At 49.1% G+C, this 3,423-nt stretch carries 3 protein-coding genes and 1 tRNA gene; 3 read left to right on the top strand and 1 reads right to left on the bottom strand.

Translation table 11 applies throughout. The annotated features are described in order from the left end of the window. On the top strand, nucleotides 1-212 hold a 212-nt coding region (locus AB1690_06390), incomplete at its 5' end, for a bacillithiol biosynthesis deacetylase BshB1 (GenBank protein MEW6014933.1). A gap of 113 nt (nucleotides 213-325) precedes the next feature. Further along, nucleotides 326-418, top strand: a tRNA-Sec gene (locus tag AB1690_06385). A 74-nt stretch (nucleotides 419-492) separates the two neighbouring features. On the opposite strand, the gene AB1690_06380 is transcribed toward AB1690_06385, so the two are convergent. Next, nucleotides 493-1,914 (bottom strand): SdrD B-like domain-containing protein, encoded by a 1,422-nt coding sequence (locus tag AB1690_06380; GenBank protein MEW6014932.1) that lies wholly within the window; start codon nucleotides 1,912-1,914, stop codon nucleotides 493-495. A gap of 453 nt (nucleotides 1,915-2,367) precedes the next feature. Between AB1690_06380 and AB1690_06375 the strand changes: the two genes are divergently transcribed. Continuing rightward, nucleotides 2,368-3,291 carry a dockerin type I repeat-containing protein gene (locus AB1690_06375; protein MEW6014931.1) on the top strand — a complete coding sequence of 308 codons (924 nt, stop codon included), beginning with the start codon at nucleotides 2,368-2,370 and terminating at the stop codon, nucleotides 3,289-3,291. Nucleotides 3,292-3,423: the final 132 nt, after the last annotated feature.

The raw sequence follows: 3,423 nt of genomic DNA, 5'->3' as shown, positions 1-3,423 counted from the left end.
AATTGAAAGCGGTTGCCGCCTATAAGTCGCAATTTGACGGAACACCTTCGGCCAAAGAAATCTATAAACCCGGCGTGGATATCTTCGAGTACATGACGGTCACAGCGCAGCATTACGGGCATAAAGTCGGGGTGAAGTACGCCGAGGCCTTTGCCATTAAAGAAGCCATTCTCATCGCTGACCCCTCCGAAATGCCGGTGCGGTCGATCTGACGATTTCCAGATTCATCGAATTTTTCTTCCCTGGAATTTGAGCCGCCTTGGTCGCTGACCAATTTCACGGGAATGCCTTGACGTCCCGCTTCGAGAGTTATATAATCGCTATCGGAAGCGGATAGGGTCTGGTGGCCCTTGCGGTCTTCAAAACCGTGGGGAGGCGGTTACGCCGTCTCTGGTAGGTTCGATTCCTACCCCTTCCGTTTATTATTGCCCAAAAAAACCCGCAGGCGCTTTGACAGCGCCCACGGGCTTTAATCAATCGAGAAATATCTGCTTATTCGCAGTGCAATGGACCGAGGAGCCCATTGTTGTAATCATCGAGCATGTCATGCCAGCCGAGTACCATCTGCTGCTCCGATTCGCTCATGCCCACCCAGTCGAGATAGTTGTGAGTGGCAAGGAAGTTATCGGCGGCAGTGATGATAGCGCTGACGGTCATATCCGAGGCGCCGTTTTCGACATTCAGTTTGGCGCCCAGAAGCTGCGCGTACAGCTTGGTGATGCCGTTTTCAGGCGTACCGTAGACATCCTGTTTCAGGAAATTAACCGCCATCAAAGCCGTGGTTACCTGATAACTCTTAGCGCCGCCGGCGTTTCCGAGCCAGATCGGAAGAAGAGCCGTCACCATGTCCGGCTGTCTCTTAAGACCGGCATGATTTTTCCAGTACCCAATGGTAAAGGAGCAGCCCAGTTCCTCCGGAATGTAAAGCCCGGCGTCCCAGGTCATATCATCTTCACAATTGAGATTGGTGCAGGCGGTCATGCCGGTGGTCGGGTCGGCATCGCTGTCGAGGGCCTCATCAATCCCCTGGTCTTTCATGGTGAAAACATACCCCATCGGGGCAACAAAATGGAGGTAATAGTCACCTGAGGGAAGTTCGCAGAACTGATAATACCCTTCGGCATTGGTAAGGGTCGAGGCAATCGGCGCGCCGGTGCAGTCGAACAGATGAACGGCAACGCCGCCGATACCAAGCTCGCCTTCATCCTGGATACCGTTACGGTTAAGATCATGCCACACATAATTGCCAATGCAATTCAGGCAGGGGGTCTCTTCGAAATCAAAGCGAAGCAGGCTCTGCTTCTCCAGGGCGGTCGGATTCGCCCAGCCAGTATGCAGAATATCCCAATCTCCGAAGTTGTAGTTAGGGCTCAATTCGGAGATATAAACGTCGGCAATGGTCTCATCCGTTACACAGGTCGGGGTGCCGTCCAGAGTATAGCAGACCTTGATATAAGGATGATTCGAGGCCGCTTCGCGGCTGTTAAAGTGGGCGCGAGGATAAGTCAATTCGTCCTGCCGAATCAGAAGCCCGAAATTGCTGAAATCTCCCTCAAGCCAGCCGGCGACCAGAGTTGTGATATCGGCAAAACGCCATCCCAAACCGTCCGCCACGAAATTGGAAACTTCGGTCGGGTCATAGGTTCCAAAATTACTCCAGGTAACAGTATATTCATCCCAGTCGGAAGTAACGCGGTGAATCCGAATGGTCTGATTGTTTGACTGAGTTACATAGAGGTAGAGAATGGCGGAATCCAAAACGGCATCTTCCGGTATGCTAACCTTTGATAGTTGATTACTCGGCATCGTGCCGGTAATGTGACGAGAAACAACCGGATTTGGTTCATTCTGACAGCCAATTACGGCAAGTCCTAGCGCCGCAACGAGAAATGCCAGATAAACGGTCCTTTTCATGATACAATCCTCCAAGAATGGTTAATTAATTGATTGGTAATTAGTTCAGTGCTCTTCAAGAATTCTCTATCACTCTTTCGAAGACAAGCCATCTGGTTTCCGAAAGCCTCAACTTTGAGCTTGCAAGATAGACAATAAAAATATAGCAATTGCCGTTCCCAAAGCGTCTAAATGGTGTATCTCAAATATTATCAAAAACTTACGCAGATTTGAAGTCAATCTAAATCAGCACCATGCAGCGTCAAACGGTGTCAATACAAGCTCAATTTCTGCAGCATATTGCACAATTTCTTTGGGAACTCTGACTGGAAGTCAAAAATAGATTGACATTTATCTAAATGAACTTATATTTAATCGATTGAGAAATATCTGCAATTAAAGACTTAAAGAACCCCATTGAATAACTGCTAACGGATTCTAACAGCCCCAAACTCTCTTAAATAGGAGGTCGAGATGTTTAATCCGAGGAAAATCAGGATTTTTTTGGCGTTGATTTTCTTCCTGATTCTCAGCCTTTCAACTTCCGTTAGCGGCCAGGATTCATTGACCTTGAATCTCTGGATTGGAACCGCCAGCGGTTATCCCAATCAGCAGGATGCTATCATCCCGATTTTTGTGGAGAACCCATCCGATTCCATCGCCGGGTTCCTCATTCGCATTATACTGAATCGTCCCGACATGATTGTTTTTCAGGGAACAACGGCGGACCTGATTGATACCAGCGGGACGCTCGTATCCGGCTGGAGTTACATCAATGCCAACTCAGTGAGCGGGACCGGGCACGATATCAGAATTGTTGCTCTGGCAACGACATTTCCGGGTCCGGTTGTCCCCCCGATTGAGCCGCAAAGCGGGAATATACCGCTCATCAAAATTAAAGCCGATGTCCTCAATGTGCCCGATACCACCTCCGACCGATATGCCCTTCTCCTTATAGATAAGAATCTGGATGGCATCCAGTTTTCTGACCCATATGGACAGATGATTGGATTGACGTATGATACCATTTTGGACACCAGCTGGTTTCGCTGCAACACCTGGCAGGGCACTACTTGTGTGAGCTGGATGCAGGTTGCCGGACCGCCTGCGGACTCTATTTCCATCGATACATCCGTGGTGCCGGTTCTCGACACCAGTGTGGTAGAGGTTATTGACGGCCTTTTTGTAATTCATCAGTGCGGCGACGCCAACGGAAACGGAACCATAAATATTCTTGATGGCACCTATATTCTGAGTTACCTCTATCAGCAGGGACCGCCGCCGCCGGCTTTCCTCGCCGGCGATGCCGATGGTAACGGTAGTATAAATATCCTCGATGTCACCTTTTTGATAAACTACCTGTTCAAGGGAGGTTCGGTACCGCTCTATTACCGTTGAGTCCTCAAGAATACCGCTTCACAAGATTCCGAAAGTGGCGGCTTAACTCAAGCCGCCACTTTTATATCTGTCGGCGAATTGCTTGACGTCCTCCCTTTCCCGTGTTATTTTCAACCCCAAGTGTAAATTTAT

The organism is Candidatus Zixiibacteriota bacterium (assembly GCA_040753495.1).
Classification (GTDB): Bacteria; Zixibacteria; MSB-5A5; order GN15; family PGXB01; genus DYGG01.
The sequence above is the reverse complement of the archived record's forward strand: the minus strand, read 5'-3'. Positions and strand labels throughout refer to the sequence as shown.